This is a genomic window from Bacillus sp. PK6-025 (genome assembly GCF_056530265.1).
Map to the genome: position 1 here is coordinate 2,234,944 of NZ_CP096509.1, position 16,685 is coordinate 2,251,628.

General features: G+C 45.1%; 16 protein-coding genes and 1 pseudogene. 4 read left to right on the forward strand and 13 right to left on the reverse strand.

What is annotated here, in order from left to right:
* Nucleotides 1-29: 29 nt before the first annotated feature.
* The 6 genes from M1D67_RS11390 to abc-f form a co-directional block, all read right to left on the reverse strand.
* Nucleotides 30-1,226 (reverse strand): Ger(x)C family spore germination protein, encoded by a 1,197-nt coding sequence (locus M1D67_RS11390; RefSeq protein WP_128823660.1) that lies wholly within the window; start codon nucleotides 1,224-1,226, stop codon nucleotides 30-32.
* Nucleotides 1,213-2,313, reverse strand: a complete 1,101-nt coding sequence (locus tag M1D67_RS11395; protein WP_128823590.1) for a spore germination protein — start codon at nucleotides 2,311-2,313, stop codon at nucleotides 1,213-1,215. The genes M1D67_RS11390 and M1D67_RS11395 overlap by 14 nt, the downstream gene beginning before the upstream one ends.
* Nucleotides 2,314-2,343: 30 nt before the next feature.
* Entirely contained in the window at nucleotides 2,344-3,450 is a 1,107-nt protein-coding gene (locus M1D67_RS11400; RefSeq protein WP_095292022.1) for a spore germination protein, read from the reverse strand.
* Nucleotides 3,451-3,472: 22 nt separating this feature from the next.
* A complete protein-coding gene (locus M1D67_RS11405) occupies nucleotides 3,473-5,041 on the reverse strand; it encodes a spore germination protein (RefSeq protein ID WP_479831306.1) in 1,569 nt (522 codons plus the stop codon).
* A gap of 1 nt (nucleotide 5,042) precedes the next feature.
* A complete protein-coding gene (locus tag M1D67_RS11410; RefSeq protein ID WP_023855724.1) occupies nucleotides 5,043-5,168 on the reverse strand; it encodes a hypothetical protein in 126 nt (41 codons plus the stop codon).
* Nucleotides 5,169-5,314: 146 nt separating this feature from the next.
* Entirely contained in the window at nucleotides 5,315-7,042 is a 1,728-nt protein-coding gene (gene abc-f, locus M1D67_RS11415) for a ribosomal protection-like ABC-F family protein (protein ID WP_479831847.1), read from the reverse strand.
* A gap of 609 nt (nucleotides 7,043-7,651) precedes the next feature.
* Between abc-f and M1D67_RS11420 the strand changes: the two are divergent.
* A pseudogene (locus tag M1D67_RS11420) lies at nucleotides 7,652-8,500 on the forward strand (cache domain-containing protein); the annotation flags it as partial.
* A gap of 42 nt (nucleotides 8,501-8,542) precedes the next feature.
* Complete coding sequence (locus tag M1D67_RS11425) at nucleotides 8,543-9,493, forward strand: methyl-accepting chemotaxis protein (protein WP_411202562.1); 951 nt, start codon at nucleotides 8,543-8,545, stop codon at nucleotides 9,491-9,493.
* A 44-nt stretch (nucleotides 9,494-9,537) separates the two neighbouring features.
* Here the strand turns inward: M1D67_RS11425 and csaA are convergent, their stop codons facing one another.
* The gene (csaA, locus tag M1D67_RS11430) at nucleotides 9,538-9,870 is read right to left on the reverse strand and encodes a chaperone CsaA (protein WP_023855721.1); all 333 of its coding nucleotides are present in this window, start codon (nucleotides 9,868-9,870) and stop codon (nucleotides 9,538-9,540) included.
* A 222-nt stretch (nucleotides 9,871-10,092) separates the two neighbouring features.
* Here csaA and M1D67_RS11435 point away from each other — a divergent pair, with 222 nt between their 5' ends.
* Nucleotides 10,093-11,421, forward strand: a complete 1,329-nt coding sequence (locus M1D67_RS11435) for a S8 family peptidase (RefSeq protein ID WP_023855720.1) — start codon at nucleotides 10,093-10,095, stop codon at nucleotides 11,419-11,421.
* A 140-nt stretch (nucleotides 11,422-11,561) separates the two neighbouring features.
* Here the strand turns inward: M1D67_RS11435 and M1D67_RS11440 are convergent, their stop codons facing one another.
* From M1D67_RS11440 to M1D67_RS11450, 3 genes are all read right to left on the reverse strand, one after another.
* The gene (locus M1D67_RS11440; RefSeq protein ID WP_479831307.1) at nucleotides 11,562-11,882 is read right to left on the reverse strand and encodes a hypothetical protein; all 321 of its coding nucleotides are present in this window, start codon (nucleotides 11,880-11,882) and stop codon (nucleotides 11,562-11,564) included.
* A 6-nt stretch (nucleotides 11,883-11,888) separates the two neighbouring features.
* Complete coding sequence (locus tag M1D67_RS11445) at nucleotides 11,889-12,488, reverse strand: TetR/AcrR family transcriptional regulator (RefSeq protein WP_479831308.1); 600 nt, start codon at nucleotides 12,486-12,488, stop codon at nucleotides 11,889-11,891.
* Between the two features lie 100 nt (nucleotides 12,489-12,588).
* Nucleotides 12,589-13,074, reverse strand: coding sequence for a MarR family transcriptional regulator (locus tag M1D67_RS11450; RefSeq protein ID WP_041817221.1), 486 nt, complete (start codon nucleotides 13,072-13,074; stop codon nucleotides 12,589-12,591).
* Between the two features lie 149 nt (nucleotides 13,075-13,223).
* Here M1D67_RS11450 and yqeK point away from each other — a divergent pair, with 149 nt between their 5' ends.
* Nucleotides 13,224-13,838, forward strand: a complete 615-nt coding sequence (gene yqeK / locus M1D67_RS11455; protein WP_023855716.1) for a bis(5'-nucleosyl)-tetraphosphatase (symmetrical) YqeK — start codon at nucleotides 13,224-13,226, stop codon at nucleotides 13,836-13,838.
* 69 nt (nucleotides 13,839-13,907) lie between these two features.
* Here yqeK and M1D67_RS11460 read toward each other — a convergent pair whose 3' ends face one another.
* The 3 genes from M1D67_RS11460 to M1D67_RS11470 are packed head-to-tail and all read right to left on the reverse strand — an operon-like array spanning nucleotide 13,908 to nucleotide 16,684.
* Nucleotides 13,908-14,393: a DinB family protein gene (locus tag M1D67_RS11460; protein WP_020451748.1), complete on the reverse strand. Its 486-nt coding sequence runs from the start codon at nucleotides 14,391-14,393 to the stop codon at nucleotides 13,908-13,910.
* Between the two features lie 30 nt (nucleotides 14,394-14,423).
* Nucleotides 14,424-16,070 carry a YndJ family protein gene (locus M1D67_RS11465; RefSeq protein WP_479831309.1) on the reverse strand — a complete coding sequence of 549 codons (1,647 nt, stop codon included), beginning with the start codon at nucleotides 16,068-16,070 and terminating at the stop codon, nucleotides 14,424-14,426.
* Complete coding sequence (locus M1D67_RS11470; protein WP_479831310.1) at nucleotides 16,067-16,684, reverse strand: DUF4166 domain-containing protein; 618 nt, start codon at nucleotides 16,682-16,684, stop codon at nucleotides 16,067-16,069. Before M1D67_RS11470 ends, M1D67_RS11465 begins: the two co-directional genes overlap by 4 nt.
* Nucleotide 16,685: the final 1 nt, after the last annotated feature.

The window sequence follows — 16,685 nt, forward strand, 5'->3', positions numbered from 1 at the left end:
TCCGCCTTTCGTGATTAGAAGTGCTTCTGTTACTGATCCCCAACGGTACCGTATTCTTTAATCGTGATTTGCACATGAAATGTAATCGGTATATCGGTAAAGGTCTCATCCCAATTTTTCTTTAGTTTTTCCCAAAGCCTCGGATGCTTGATCCTCAGCTCGTTCCCGAATCCGGCAAGATCTGCTTTGTATTCGGTTTTCATTTTTTTTGTAATGTCCTCCATCGTTTTTTTCACCGTTTTCTCGGTTGTTTTTTCGACCTTTTCTAAAAATTTGTTATCAAAAGCTTTTTCATTCGTGCTCCAGTTTTCCGCAAGATAACCATCTGACTTTACGTTCACTTCAAAAGAAAGACGGTTTCCTTTGACGATAGGCTTGATGTCGCTTTTAATCGTTTCGACACCAAATGCGGTCACTTTTTTTTCTTCCGGGTCATAACTTTTAACCGTGCCTCCAATTCCCATTCCGGTGATCCACATTACCCCTTCTAAGTCATGTTCATCCAAATAACCGATCAGCTTATTGGTTTTTCCGTTGATCGCGGCTGCTCCTGCATATTTGACTTCCCCATCGGTACCAATAACATTTTGAAGCAGATAGCTCGTTCCTGACCTCATTTTGCCTGTCAGTTTGGCAAGTGTCACAGGAGGAAGAATTTTTTTCGCTTTATATTCATTTTCGACGATTTTGCGCAGTCGAAACGCCGGCATTTCACCGGTTTCCTTCAGCTCAAGCGTGTCTCTCGCCCGCCCTCTTGTGACGATCACCATACTGCTCGGCCTGATTTCATTATCGCGGAGAGGCTGATCAAGCAGTTCTGCCAGCGAATAGGTGCGGAGAAGCTCAGCGGCGATGACAATCACCTTTAAATGAGGACTGAATACAGGCCTGTCCTGTCTCAATGCTACTTCAGAGTTAATTTGCTGAAGCGAGTCCCCCGTTCCATAAACGTTAATATACGATTTTTGATCAGTGCTTCCTCCGGTCGATTTTGAACCGGCCGCCTGTTCGTTCACGTATTGATAGATCATCGTGATCCGATCTTTTTTCGGGTAATTACCTCCCATTTCGTCAAATTTTTTTTCGAGTTCGGTTTCTTTGCCTTTGTCAATCCCCATCGCAAATGTAAGACCCAGCTCTTCAATTTCATGGCTGCTCCAGCATCCGGTTAATAAAAACAAAAGTAAAGCAATCGTTAAGTAGCGAATGGTGTTAATTTTCTTCAAACTTTCTCCTCCTTACTTTCGATATCACCAAAAGCATGAGCGGGATGAGCCCGACTAAAAAGATGGCGCTGTTGCCGATCAGATCTCCCATTTGAAAGAGCTGGTCGATATTTTTAGGCGTCATCGCAATGAGATAAATGACCGGAAGCAAGCCGAATAATATCGGTTCCATCCTCCTCTTCAAGAGTTGTGACAGACCTATAGCAGCAGCAAAATAGCTAATCGTAAAATTGGAGAATATTTGCATGATCCAGATGACCAGCAGCATGGACTCAAACCGTTCAAAAATCAGCCCCGGCATTTCAAAGCTTCTCATTAAATCAATCGTCGGCCAGGTCCGTGATGTCACTCCATCGACCGACAGTGCACCGATGACCATAATAACGGTGATCATATAAAAGATAATCGGGAAAGAAATGCCCATTAAAGTAGCTTTTAACGCTTGCTCGGGCTTTCTCATAAAAGGAACGATGATCAGCAGAACTTCTATGCCTGTATAAGCAAAAGACGTTGTCTTGACTCCTTGCATCACCGGCACGATCCCTTTCCCGAGAACCGGACGCAAATTGTCGGTCTCGAATATGCTTGCACTCATAAATATGACGACAAGAAAAATGAGAACTGTAATCGGAAAAATGATTTCATAAAGTCGGGCAATCGGATTGATACCGCCGATTATTAAATAGATCCCGCTCCATAAAAAAACCATCGCCATCGCCCAAAGCGGCGTGTCTTCCAGTAAGTAAAATCCCATAACCTCTGTAACAGAACGGACTTGGAAACTCGACGTTGCGAGAAAATAGCAAATCAAAAGCAGGCTGAAAAGCCCTCCCGGCCACTTGCCAATAATATCGCGGCTGTATTGATATAACGTTTTTTCGGGGTACTCCATGCTTAATTTCACCATGATGAAACCTGCCAATAGAGCAATCAATCCTCCAAATGCAACAGACAGCCAGACATCCGGCGTCTTAACCGCTTCCACAGATGTCCGCGGCAGTGTCAAGATACCAGTTCCCAGCAGAAAATTCGTGATGACGATGACGGTTTGCGAAACGGTAATTTTGTCTTGCTGACTCACCATCATGGAGAAATCCCCCCTTTCCTTTTTCAATCATCAGCCTCTGTCAGTTCCTTGTTTCCTCCTTTTTATTTTTGAAATCACCAGCAGGACGAGCGGTGTCATGCCGCCTAAATAAACGCCGCTGTTTCCAATAAAATCTCCGAATGCAAACATGTTGTTGATATTTTTCGGGATCATGGCCATGAGATAAATCACCGGAAGTAAAGCAAACAGCATCGGCCGAATATTTGTTTTAAAGAGCTGGGCCAGGCCTAATGCTGCACCATAAAAAGAAATGACAAAGGTGGAGAACAGCTGCATGATCCAGATGACCAGCAGCAAAGACTCAAACCGTTCAAATATCAGACCGGGTATTTCAAAGCTTCTCATCAAATCAATCGTCGGCCAGGTTCGTGATACCACCCCGTCTATAGACAGGGCGCCGATTACCATAACGACGGTGATCATATAGAAAAGCAAAGGGATGGCGATCCCGATCACAACCGTATGAATGGCCTTGCGAGGCTGATACATGAAGGGCATCAGGATCAAAATGATTTCAATACCTGAAAAAGACAATGCGGTCACCTTTATTCCTTTTAAGACAGGCCCTATTCCCTTGCCAAGTACAGGACGCAAGTTGTCCACATCAAAAATTCCGATACCCATAAACACGACCAGCAGAAAAAGAATAAATGTAATGGGGAGCACGATTTGGAACAATCGGGCGATCGAACTTAAACCGCCAACGATCAAGTATAATCCCACCCATAAAAAAATCATGACAATGGCCCAGCGGGGGGTTCCTTCCAGTAAAAAAAAGCGGATGATTTCAAGCATCGAGCGGACCTGAAAACCGGAATGGGCCAATAGATAAGATACGAAAAACAAGCTGATCAGGCTGCCGATCCATTTGCCGATGATGTCCTGACTGTATTCATAAAAGGTTTTATCAGGATATTGATGGTTGAGCTTTACCATGATGACCGCGGCCAAGAGAGCGACTAAGCCGCCTAATATAAGCGTGATCCAAACATCAGGGGTTCCGACCTCGTCAACAGACGTTCGCGGGAGCGTCAGGATCCCTGTCCCAAGCAGGAAATTGGTGATGATAACAGCTGTTTGCGAAGTGGTAATGCGCTCTTCGTGCCTGACCATCATAAGTGTCTCCCTCCTTTCTCTGCTACTGACGTGTCGAATCGTCTGTTTTTAGCATTTTCGGCCGCTTTTTCATCATCTGTATCGGCATGCGAACGATGAAATCTTTCCAATCGCGCAATCGATAAGGGACAGCCGGGCTTGCGTATGGAACACCAAAGCTTTTCAGCTTCACCGCGTGGCTGGCAAGCATGAGGAAAAACAAAATCACCCCGTACAAACCGAACGTGGCTGCACAAAACATCGCCACAAATCTCAGCATGCGTAGCGAAATACCGGCGCTGTATTGCGGAATGGCAAATGAAGAAATCGCGGTAACGGCGACAACGATGACCATAATCGGGCTGACAATGCCTGCCTGTACGGCAGCCTCCCCGATGATGATACCGCCGACGATTCCCATCGCCGGACCGATTGGTTTTGGCAGCCGGAGGCCGGCTTCGCGCAAAATTTCGATCGCCACTTCCATAATGAGCGCTTCGATCAGCGATGGAAAAGGTACACCCACCCTCGTTCCGGTAATGGAAATCGCAAGTTCACTCGGAATCAGCCCGGGATGAAACGAAATAAAGGAAATATATAAAGCGGGTCCAAGAAGCGAGATCATCGCTGCGCCAATTCGCATGATGCGGATCAGTGAACTCGGGAGCCAGCGTTCATAATAATCCTCCGGCGATTGCAGAAGCATACTGAATGTAACCGGAACGATTAAAACAAAAGGCGTCCCGTCTAATAAGATGGCCACTCTGCCCTCCATTAACGCACTCATCACCCTGTCAAGACGTTCAGTGCTTTGCACCTGCGGAAATGGACTGAGATAATTGTCTTCGATCAGCTGCTCGACAAAACCTGATTCGAGCACATCATCGATATCAATCTTTTCGATTCTTTTTTTGACTTCTTCCACCAGTCCTGGTTCAGCCACGTCTTTAATATAGGCGACGACAAGATTTTTGACAGCTCGCTTCCCAACTTGAAATTGAACCATAGACAAATTTTGATTTTTGCCGTGCTGCCTCAAAAGGGCTGTATTTGTGCCAATTGTTTCCGTAAAGCCGATGCGCGCCCCTCTGACCAAGGATTCAGATACGGGCTCTTCAATGTTCCTTGTATTTTTTTTAACGGTTCCCAGCAATAAAACTTCCGCTGAACCGTCGATCAGCAGTATGGCCGTACCCATCAACACTTCCGGCACCACTTCGCTGACATGCTTTGCCACTGATACTCCGCTGATTGATAAAATCTGCTTTTGGATTAAGTCCGGTATATTGCTGCTTAATGAAGAAAGCTCAATGTTATATTCTTTGGAGAAATCATCCATAAGGGATTTCATAATATGTTTGTCAATCAGGTCTTGATCTGCAAGCATTTCAACAAAAACAATCGCCGCCCGAATGCCGGTGCGCCCTAAGTTGAATTCTCGGAAATGAACGTCTGAGTTATTCTCCAAGGCTGTTTTGACCGCTTGCAGGTCGTGATCAAAATCGCCGGTCAAATACCCCGTTGATTCCAAAGCCGGCACTTCATTTTTAGGTTTTTCCGGCTTGTTGGACGATTGTATCAATCTGCGCGTTTTTGCTTTCCACCATCTCATATCAATCATCCCCTGCCGTACGAAGCCACAGAAATACTTTTGATATGGCAAACGGGACGAAAAAAACAAAAAAAGCCTGCATCAGGACCATCCAGTCCGGAAAATAGGAAACAATCGTTTTCCACATGTTGATCACCCTTTTTTATTGCTGTAGTAAGACCATCATTTTTATCCTATTATTACCTTGGGTGCCATCTCTAATGGGTGGTAATTTAAACCACGTCATACAAAAAAGAACCATCTGTGTTAAAAAACACAAATGGTTCTGTCTATTTATTCTTTTTCTAAAAACGCCCGTTTGCGTTTGGCCAGCTCTGAAAATTCCTGATCCAATTCATGATATCTCGGGTCTTGGGGTGTGAGTCCGGCTAATTCTCCGAGAACGGCGGTCATCCGATTTTCGATGCGAAGCCGTTCCTCTTCATCGCGTTTTGCATGTCGCTGTTTCTTTCTGTTCCGATAATCTTTCAATCCGGTTTCGACGCGTATGATGCGCCCATTTTCAAATACGAGAAGTTTGTTACACAATTGATCTGTAAAATACAGGTCATGCGACACAATGATGATCGTGCCTTGAAACTCAAGCAATGTCTGTTCAAGCTGCTCTCTGCTTGGCAAATCAAGGTGGTTGGTCGGTTCATCCAGAATCAGCAGATCATAATCCTTTAAAATCATACCTGCCAGTTTAATCCGGGTCCGCTCCCCGAGGCTGAATGTCCCGATTTCATCATGAAAGCGGTTTTCTTTGATTCCCATATTGGCCAAAATGGTCCGCGCATTAGCGATTTCGGCTCTGTCAGACAAATTCAGTACTTCAGCTACTGTTTGATCAACGCTTAAATCACTGACATCCTGGCTTAAATATGCGGCCTTTACAGATCGGCTCTTCCATAGCGTTCCGGCTGTTGCAGGTTCAGCATCCAACATCATCTTCACAAGGGTCGTTTTGCCGCAGCCATTGTCTCCGATAAGCCCTATTCTCTCGCCATGTTTGACATAAAAATGGCTGTCTTTGAATAAGGTGCGTCCGTCAAACGCTTTTGTCAGGCCTTTCGCTTCGATAATCCGTTTGCCCCTTTTTTCTCCCGATGAAAATTGAAAATTGACAGATTCTGCTTCTTGTGGCTTTTCCGCTTTGTTTTTTTCAAGTTCCTGTTCAAGGCGTTTAAGCTTTGATTTGACTTGGTTATCGAGCTTTTTGGCTTTTACCCGGTGGTATTCTTTAAACCCCAGCTGCCTTCGTTCTGACCGTGATCCCTGTTTTGTTGAGTCACGGTGGGCTTTCTGCGACCAATTTTGGAGCGTTGCAATCTGTGACTCGATTCTTTCTTTTTGCTTTTGCTGGACTTCATATTGGTGCAGACGTTCTTCATATAACCGTTTTTTCTCCTGCCGGTATGCACTATAGTTTCCTTGATAAGTGTGCAACTTCCCATCTTCCAGCTCAAGTATTTTGGAAACGGATTGATCCAAGAAATAACGGTCATGAGAAATAATCAATACAGCCCCTCGATATTGTTGCAGTTCTTCAAGGAGCCAGCTGATTCCTTTTAAATCCAAGTGATTGGTGGGCTCATCTAAGATGAGGAGGTCAGGCATCGTTTTCCAGACGTGCGCAAGCGCAAGCTTTAGTTTTTCTCCCCCGCTCAAATGACTGAGCCGCTCGGAATTCCAGCTTTGGACCTTTGATAAGCCAAGACGGCTGGTCAACTGATATAATTTCCCGCCCTCATCGTCTGTTAATATGCTGTTGAAGTCATGAATGGAGTACTCAATCGACTGGAGCAGATAGCCGATTTTAAGCGTCCGGTCTGTTTGAACAGTGCCTTTGTCAGCTTTTATATGACCGCTCAATATATTTGCGAGCGTTGTTTTCCCCGCTCCATTGTATCCGACCAACCCAATCCGCTCTTGATTGGAAATGTCAAAATCGATGTTTTTTAAAATCGTTTGCTCTCCAAAGCTTTTTTGCAAACCTCTTATTTTCATTAAGATCGTCATACCGTTCACCTCTGTTTTTATTTTGGCTGACAACAAAAAACCTCTCGCGGAAACCCGGAGAGGATATCATGCCAAAATATGCACCGTGAAAGCGGTATGAACCGATCCCATTTCTTTGCACGACAAAAAACATGCAAATTTCAGAAATTGATGCAAGGTATAAAAGGGCATACTCATCCTATTCTCCAAGTTTCCGTTTTTTCATATTAAAAAAAACGATGGAAAATAAGATTACTGCTTCATGTCCCCTATACCTATTCCTTTCACTGTATTTACCGATTAGTATATAAACGAAGGTAAACTTTGTCAACAGTTATGCAGCCCTTTTTTCAGCCAATCCCGAAAACTGTTGCCTTCGCCTTAGTTGAGCATTTTATTTTGAAGTCTAAATTTTAAAATTTGATGCAAAAGTGTGAAAATTGTCCGATATTAATCTCGTAAGCCTATAAAAAGGAGTTTTGGCGAATGAAAAAAATAGTAAATTGGATCAAGCATCCATCTCTTTCCAAAAGATTAGCGGTCTCATTTTTATTGATTTTAACACTCCCTGTTTTAATCCTTTCAGGTGTTTCCTATTATACGGCGGGAAGTTCGATTGAAGATGAAATCATGAGAAGCGCAAGAAACAGCGTGGATCAATTAAACGAAACGATCGATCAAAATATCGAAAAAAAAGCGGATGCTATTACATATTTCAGTGAAGTGATCAAAGAAAAAACATACAAGGATAAAGGCCAGACTTCGTTAAGACAACAGTTTGAACAATACGCCAGACAAAATAAAGATGTAGAAGCCGTGTTCACAGGCTCTGCAGACGGTGTCTACGTGCAGCATCCTTATACGAAAATGCCTGACGGCTATAATCCCGCGGAAAGGCCATGGTTCCAAGAAGCGGTTGAGAAAAAAGGCGAAATCATCGTCACTGATCCATACACCTCTGCCGCTACCGGCAACACGGTCATTACCATCGCCAAGCAGAATGAAGACGGGTCAGGCGTCGCGGCGCTCAGCTTGAATATCGATGAGCTGATTAAAGCGACAAATGATGTCAAAGTCGGAAAAGACGGCTTTGCTTTTATCTCAAGTGCATCTAAAAAATATATCGCCCATCCGAAGATTAAAGCCGGAACTGAAGGTGAAGGCGGTTGGGTTGACCAAGTTTACGGCAAAGAAAAAGGTGAATTCAAATATACTTTTGAAGGAAAAGAAAAGCAAATGGCGTTTGCAACAAACAAACTGACAGGCTGGAAAATTGCCGGGACAATGTTTTCCGATGAGATAACAAACGCCACAAAGCCCGTCTTTTATATGGCTCTGATCGTCTTTTCAGGGGCTTTGGTGCTAGGCGGAATTCTCATTTTCTTTATCGTCCGCGCGATCAGCAAACCATTGAATCAGCTCGTTCAATCTGCAAAAAACATCAGCAGCGGCGACTTGACACAGCAAATTAAAGTCCGTTCAAATGACGAATTCGGGCAGCTCGGCACAAGCTTCAATGATATGGCGGAATCGCTCCGCACACTGATCGGCACCATTCAGGAATCGGTTGAGAATGTCGCCTCATCTTCAGAGCAGCTGACAGCAAGCGCGGAACAGACGAGCCAAGCGACAGAACATATTACTTCTGCGATCGAACAGTTCTCTAACGGGGCCGAAAGCCAGAATGAAAAAGTCGAAACCAGCTCGCAGCAGCTCAGCCAAATGAATGAACATCTGAGCGAAATGACCGAAGTGTCGGAATCGATTACTGAATCATCGATCAAATCGACAGAAATCGCCGAAACCGGCGGAGAACTCGTTCAGAAAACGGTCGGCCAGATGAACTCCATCGATCGATCTGTCAAACAAGCTGAGAGCGTCGTCAAAGGTCTCGAAGGCAAATCGAAAGATATCACATCAATTCTCAGGGTCATTAATGGAATTGCCGATCAAACGAATCTATTGGCATTGAACGCTGCGATTGAAGCGGCCCGCGCCGGCGAGTCAGGCAGAGGCTTTTCCGTCGTCGCCGAAGAAGTTCGAAAGCTTGCTGCCCAATCAGCGGAATCGGCAAAAGAAATCGAAGCGCTGATTCAGGAAATCGTCAAAGAAATCGAACATTCTCTCAAGATGTTTCAATCGGTCAACCATGAAGTCCAATCCGGACTCAAAATTACCGAGAAAACAGAAACGAGCTTTCACGAAATCAGCGGCATGACGAATGAGATCGCCGGCAAGCTGCAAACGCTCAATGCAGCGGTCGAACAATTGTCGAAAGGCTCAGAGGAAGTCTCCGGTGCCGTTCAGGAAATCGCCGATGTTTCAAGGGAAAACACAGCTGGAATACAAGATATTGCAGCATCAGCGGAAGAACAGCTGGCTTCAATGGAAGAAATCAGTACGTCTTCTGCCACACTTGAACAAATGGCGGAAGATCTGCGAGATTTAACGAAAAAATTCAAGGTGAAATAAAAAAAGAGGCTTCCTTCTGGTAGAGGGAGCCTCTCTTTTATGTATCAGCTGATCTTCGTTCCATTGGGCGCTTCTTGATCAGGCGCCAGCAAAATAACGTCGCCTTTTTCCGGCACGCCGCCAAGAACGAGAACTTCCGATTTAAACCCGGCAATCCGCCGCGGCGGAAAATTGACGACTGCCGTCACCTGCCGGCCTATAAGCTTTTCAGGTGTATAACGCTTTGTGATTTGAGCGCTCGAACGTTTGACGCCAATCTCTTCTCCGAAATCGATCTCAAGCTTAATAGCCGGCACTTTCGCTTCAGGAAACTCTTCCGCTTTTAAAATTGTCCCAATCCGAATATCCAGCTTTAAAAAATCTTCGATTGTTGCCATGAATTCAGCTCCTTTGGCCGCTTTCTAGAGGGTGATATTGACATGTCTAGAATATCATGTATTTTGGTTCGTTTAAACCCTGGACTTCCGTTGCCACTTTCAGAAGCGAATGGGAAACAGGCCTCTTTTGCCGCCGTTTTAGGACAGCCAACTTTACGGGAACCCCCTTTCATTCATAGATTAAGAGGAAGAATAAACTATAAGAGATGAGGTGGAACTAGGATGTTCGGTTCCTATATGGTTCAAATGGTAAGGTCCAACGCCCATAAACTGGACCGGCCGCTGAGAGAAAGCGTGCTGAAACTCTATAAACCTTTTAAATGGACGCCTTGCTTTTTACACGGATTTTTCGAAAAAATATTAATGAAGAACAAAAAAATACCGGTCATTATTGAATTTGAAAAAGACAGCCACCATAAAGGCTATCAATTAGTCAATGAAATGATCGGCAGCAAGAGAAGAAACAAAATCAAGCATCGCTTTTCCAACATTAGCTGCTGCAGCGCGGAAGTCACCCCTTCTTCTTTGCAATCACTTCTATCTCAATGCGGTGACATTCGCAAAATTTATTTAAATCGCAAAGTGAAAGCGCTCCTCGACGTAGCGGTTGAATCAAGCCGTGCCAAAGAGGTGATCAGAAACAACCAGACGCTGACAGGCAAAGGTGTTACAATCGCTGTCATTGATACGGGCATATACCCTCACAAAGATCTTGAAGGCAGGATCAGGGCTTTTCAAGACTTTGTCAACCAAAGGACAGAACCGTATGATGACAATGGCCATGGCACACACTGCGCCGGCGATGCTTGTGGAAACGGAGCTGCCTCATCGGGTCAGTACCGGGGGCCTGCTCCTGAAGCGGAACTTGTCGGTGTAAAAGTATTGGACAAAATGGGATCCGGCACGCTGGAAACTGTCATTCAAGGGATCGATTGGTGCATTCAATTCAATGAGGAAAACCCTGATGATCCGATCGACATTCTTTCAATGTCATTGGGGGCAGATGCGTTACGCTACGAGAATGAGGAAGAAGATCCGGTCGTTAAAGCTGTTCATGCAGCATGGGACGCAGGCATTGTTGTATGTGCGGCAGCCGGAAATTCCGGTCCTGATGCGCAAACGATTGCCAGCCCTGGCGTCAGCAGCAAGATTATTACAGTCGGAGCTTTGGATGACCGGGATACAGTCAGCCGGGAGGATGATGATGTTGCCTCTTATTCAAGCAGAGGGCCGACGATCTACGGTCAAGTTAAACCGGACTTGCTGGGACCGGGCACAAATATTACATCGCTTCGTTCACCTGGATCTTTCCTCGATAAGATGCAAAAAGCAAACAGAGTCGGCACAGATTATATGATATTATCCGGAACCTCGATGGCCACGCCGATCTGCGCAGGCATTGCAGCCCTTATTCTTCAGCAAGCCCCAGGGACAGGACCTGATGAAATCAAACAACTGTTAATAGACGGAACCGATTTATGGAAAGATCGCGATCCAAATGTTTACGGTGCTGGATACATCAATGCAGAACAATCGGTTCCGCAAGATTAAAGACCGTTCGCCCGTTTTAGCATAAAGCGGGCGAATCTTACATAAAAGATTTAAACCGCAGACCTTCTTTTTTCAAGTATGAGCGGTATCGTCAAATACATGGCATACGCGAAGACCATCCAAACCGCAAATCCAATCACCTAGCCCTGTGAAAGCGCCGGGAAGATCAATGAATGATGCCATAAAGAAAATGTGTCGAGAAACAAACCGACTGCCGACCCTACAATGCCAAACTTAACCGCAGCAAACCTCGATTTGTCAACTCGCCGGTAAGCGAGGATCACGGCATATAGTAGGGCAAAAGTTCCGGCTTCAAGAAGCAAAAAGCGGAGCATAAAAGAATCTTGGCCGGGTTCGGCAAGAACCGCACTGCCGAACAGCATAAAAAACACGGTGGCGCCAAGCCAGACAACGAACGAAAAAACAAGAGCCAAACCGAGTTTTTCAGTTAACATCTCCATCTCCCTTTACTCCCCTCCATGCTGTTTTACGGCGGTTTCCGTCAGCATCTGCAGAACCGCCTCTAATTCCCCGTAGACTTTTTCAGAGGAAAATCCCGAAGACATCAGCGACTGAAGAGCAAGACCGTCGATTAGTGCGTTTAAAAGAATGCCCCACGTGCTGAAAGAAACCCCGTCAACAGGAGAACGCTTCCACATCTCGGAAAGCTGTTCTGCCAACACCGCATTTTCCTCTTCGAGAAGTTCTCCAATCTGCTCGTTTATCTTTTCATTTCGAAAACCTAAAACGGCTAATTCTAAAAAAAGTTGATGGTAATACGCATCTTTCCGTGTTCTTGATTTCGCCGATGACAATCCGTCTTTTATCCTTTCGGCAGCGGGTCTATCATTTGCTTTCAACCGTTCCCACGACGCGCGGCAAAGGTCGCGGACCACTTCAAACACAAGCTGCTCTTTTGTCCGGAAATGATAGTAAACCGTTCCCTGTGTCACCTTTGCTTCTTCAGCAACCGCCTTTAACGTCAGTTTGTCCAGACCCTGTCCGGCAATGCGGCGCTTAGCTGCCTCAATTAACGTTTCTTTTGAAGTCACATTCGGCCTCGCCATTCACTTCACCTCTTAGTTATCTGAATAACTAACTCATTAATTCAACTATAATCTGGAAGGGGTTTCTTGTCAATCGCTCATTCAAGTTAACATAATATTATTATTGTTTCCTATCTGTTTCTGTCATAAGTGTCAGACCTTGAAGAAATTTCAAAATAGCTCCCTGTTCTGCTGTTGAAAACGAATCGAGAAACCTCTGAAACTGTTCCGCTTTTTGCTGATGGAGCTTTTCATGAAGTTCATACACTTGTTTTCCGCTGGGCGTCAGCCTGAAGTAGATCTCTTTTTTATTGTCCGTCAATTGAAACCGTTTAATGAGGCCTTCTTGCAGCAGCTTTGAACTGATTTTTGTAATATTTGCTTTTGACAAATTCATTTTTTTGGCGATGCCTGTATTATTAATCGGTTCATCATCACCGATACAGCTGATGACATGGATGGTCGTCATATTCCCCGGGAGCCGTTTAACATCAGATTCTGCCGCCTGCTTTAAAAATGCCTTGAGATCAGTATCCGCTTTTTGTTCGTTCAGGTGCAGGAGTTTAACATACATATCATAGATCAGCTGTTTTGTCAGTTCAGACATAGTCAATGGACAGTCCCTTCTTTTTATTTTCCGGTTAACAAAATATTTTAATGGTATGTTTTAGGATTTGTCAATGTTATGATAAGGTAAAATCAGATAACAAATGTGTTTTGTTTATCATGAAACAACCTCAAAAAGGAGAATCTCTGATGAATATTGAAGGAATAGAGATGGAAGTTCGTTGCACAGGTGATGTATGTTCAGATGCCCTTGAATTTTTGAGACGCCATAACCACGAAAAAACAGCCGAACATTCGATAAGAGTGAAAAAAGCGGCGGAAGAATTGGCAAAGCGTTTTCATGTTCCTGCACAAAAAGCGGGAATAGCCGGTATTATGCATGACATCAGCGGTGTCATCCCTAATGAAAAAAGAATTGCGGCTGCTGAGGCGCTCGGTATTGATATTCTGCCCGAAGAACGGATATTTCCGATGATTATCCATCAAAAACTGTCGAAAGTGATGGCGCGGGACCTGTTTCAGGTGGCGGATCAAGATATTTTAGATGCAATAGAATGCCATACAACGCTTAAAAAAAATCCCTCCCAGCTCGACCTTGTCCTGTTTTCAGCGGACAAAATAGAATGGGATCAGACAGGGACTCCGCCTTATATCAAGGAGCTTTGTGAAGCGCTTGAAATTTCTCTGGAGCACGGGGCGTTTGTTTATATTCAGTATTTGTGGAAACAAAAAGATAAACTGAAAGTTGTCCATCCCTGGCTAAAAGACGCCTATTATCACCTGAAAGCAATAATCGAAGCTTGACCCAGGCAAAATGAACTGCGGCTTAGGGTGGGTGACCGCCTTAAGCCGCCATCTTGCCTGACAACACCGTTAGTTGACGCCTTTTGAAGGGTCCCACGATTTCTGCTGTTTTCGGATCGTGACGATTTGTCCCAGATGGTAAGCGTTATGAAGAATGAGAAGGGACAAAATCTCCGCCCAGGTGGAATGCGGATCATGCTGGGCCGGCTCCTTCAGCATCTTCTCTTCGCATGCCGAAAGCGCATCGATCCATTCGTTATAGATCGTATTCAGTTCCTGCCGGCTTTCTTCCCAGCCCAGTCCGCTTTTGTTTACAAACGTATCATCGATCGTATAATCAAAAGCCGGAACGGGAATTCCTTTAAACCACTTTAAATAGCGCTCGTTGTAAAAAATCAAATGGTTGGCAATTTCTAAAATCGAATTTTCCGAACCTTCCCCTTTTTGCCTTGCCTGGCTTTCCGTAAGATCAGCGGAAGCCGTTTGAAAACAAACAAACCAAGTCGTTTCGTTAAAGCATGCTTTAAACTGTTCAAGCAAAATGTTTTTTAGCATAAATACCCTCCAGTTCGATTCGATTTTTGCCTAGCTTTCTTTTGCTATTTTCGCCCTATTGACGGCAGAATCCTTTTTTTCAATATGATATTGAATGTCGAGAAACCGTATGCCGAACAGCCACATGCAGTGATGAGCGCAGAGCCTCTTTCGTCCCTGCTCTTTGATGATAAAGCGTTCGGCAAGCGGCAGTTTAAACGTACCTGTTCCGGTCGAAAGGAAAATGCCTTCATCACCCCGGTCAGATCGTTTGTCACTGCTCGTCAAAATCAGGCAGCCGTCCTCTGCTTTCGGCTTTAAAATGCCTGTCATATTGGAAAACGGCAATGGCAGTGCAATATTCATATATGTGATGTCATCATGGGTATGAGCAGAATAAAGCGCCACGAACACAGTCTCGCCTTCCTCGTTCGTTCTGACCCAGGCGCGCACATTCTTCCTGCCGTCTTTGGCTGAATCAACACCGATAATCTCGCCCTCCATCGTTTGCCGCCCGGTCTTTGTCCCCAAATGAATTTGCCCTGTCATTTTTGAAATCAGCTGATACATGTGCGCAAGCGGCTTAAACCATGGACGCCAGGCGATCTCCGCTGTTAACGAATAATCGGCAGTATGCTCATAGAAATCGAGAATGAGAGGAGAAACCGTCTCAAGCTGAAATCCGTTTCTCTGAAATGCGCTCATATCATCGGCAAGACCTTGGTAAGACGAATCGCTTTGTAATCGGTGCCGTTGTAAAAAATCGGCTCCGATTCTCCATGACCCGTAAATGTTGCTCATCATTTCGCCTTGCCTCCTTTCACAGTCCGGCTCAGGAGATTCAAGACGCCAGCCGGTCAGCGCTGGAATAATGACGCCAAAAGCGTTGACAAGCCCGTGAATCCAAATCATTTCCTGAATTGTAAAAGTCGGCCGGCCGCGATAAACACCGTAAGAGTAAATAAGTGAAAAAGCAATGGTAATCATCAATGTAAAAGACGAAAAGATCACAAAGCGGCGAGCCGCGCTGTTTTTGAAGGCCGCGATCGAGACGAGAAAGCCGCTGCCGTATATGGCCGCCAAATACAGCGCAACGGCGAAGACATCAATGGTTTTCGAAAACGATATGCCGACCGCAATGAAAAGCGGAGACAGCATGATGAGCCATGTCACCGCTGTATAAAAAAGGCCTTTCTTTTTCAGCTTCCTTCCGAGCATTCCATTAAAAATCGGAATGAGAAATGCAGAATAATGAAAATGCACCGCTGTCAGCAGCACGATCAGCGGGCTGAATTCCATGACCTGGAGATTCAGCGTATAAGCAAAAAGCCAACCCCCTCCGAAAGGAAGGTAAAGCAGACCGCTGTCAATCGATGCCTCTTCAAGGCCCTTTCCTCCTCTTTCCCAGAGACGAAGGACGCCGTATAAGGCGATCATCCCCGTATAGCATAGCCAAATCGCTGAAAAAAGCGGGGAATGGAACAACAGGGATAACGAAGCCGCACAAGCCGCATAAGGAAAGCACGCGCTGATCAGCCGAAACATTCCGTTTTCATGCTGAGTAAGATCGAGTGCGGCCGGAACAAAAAATAGCATCGCTAATAAAAGCAGCGCCTCTGCTGGCGGGATGTCCGGCGCTTTGCCGGCGAAAAAAACCGCATAGCAAAGAACGCTTACAAAAAAGCGGCGGAATTTCATGCCATCTCCTCCTCCCTGTTAAACGTTCCTCTGTAGGCAAACAGCGTTCCGAACAGCGGATTTTTCACATGAACATCAATCGTAAAACAGCCTTCTTCTTCGTCATACGATTCATTCACCCTGGAAATACCGTATAAACACTTTGCAAGGGGCAGCTTTTTACTGAATAAAGGCAGCCATTGTCTGACAGAAGTAATCGACAGTGATCCGTCAGCTTCCGCCTTAAACCGCAGGCTTGAAATTAAGATTGGCGGATGTCCGAAATAGTCGATGATTTCTCCCCGGCTTTCATCATAGATCATGACAGCATCAAAATACCTTTGTTTATCACGAAAAAAGAAAGTCCTGTTCCAAACGGCTGCCGGTGTATCATTTTTCGTCAGCCGAATGTGATTTTCAATCGTGAACGGAATGTTCCTCCCTCTTTCGGGAAAAAAACAGCGGAAGACCGTTCCCGCTTTAAACAACAGCCTGATCCAGTACGAACCGCCGGATATTTCCGTCATCACTCCTTTTCCTCTGAACGCGCTTTCTTGGGTGAGGTGATACCGTTCCTTGAGTTTTGGGTGAAGAAGGTGAAAATCCTCGATCACCCGTTCATACATCGAAACCAAA